Annotated in this window: 1 pseudogene; it reads right to left on the minus strand. The window is 48.7% G+C overall.

The features are described 5' to 3' along the window. Positions 1-669, minus strand: a pseudogene (locus R8N49_RS27630) (GGDEF domain-containing protein); the annotation flags it as partial.

The raw sequence follows: 669 nt of genomic DNA on the forward strand, positions 1-669 counted from the left end.
AAGGAAATTTCGAGCACCATAGAGCCGTGCTCTTTGCTCCAGATTTCGGCTTCAAATGTCGAAACTTGTTGCTGCGGTGCATCAAAATAATCGGCGATCGCGTGGCGTGCTTGTTCACTCCAGTTTTGATGTAACCAAAGTGGCTTATCTAAGCGTAATTCCTGATGATAGAGCAAAGATTGCAGACGATCGTTGCCAGATTTAAGCAAACCATGTTTATCCAAAATCCCCATGTACTGCATACTTTGGTCAAAAATGGACTCTAAAATCGCTTGGCTTTCACGAGCAGCTGTCTCGCTGCGACGAATGCGTTGCAAGTAGTAGCTCAGTAGCAAAATGGCCACCAGCATCAACACAAACAAACTGCCAAACAAGCGAATTTCTTTGGCGAAACGCTCCGAAAATTCCATCGGCTTATTAAAAAAGACCGCCGAGGATTCTTGCTCTGCGCCCAACCCCCAGCGCACGACCGCTTGGTAATCGAGCTTGATTTCAGAATCGCCATTCACCACCGGAGGTAATGGTTCTTGTGGGTGGTCGAGCACCTGTTCAAGTAATCTAGCCGCTTCAACACCTTGGCGATAACCGCTTTGAATCACGCCGCCCACCGCGCCATGACCCAGTCCTACATCGTGCACCATAAACAATGGCGCGTTGGAGGCCTTGTTG

The organism is Vibrio sp. 1978 (genome assembly GCF_033344345.1).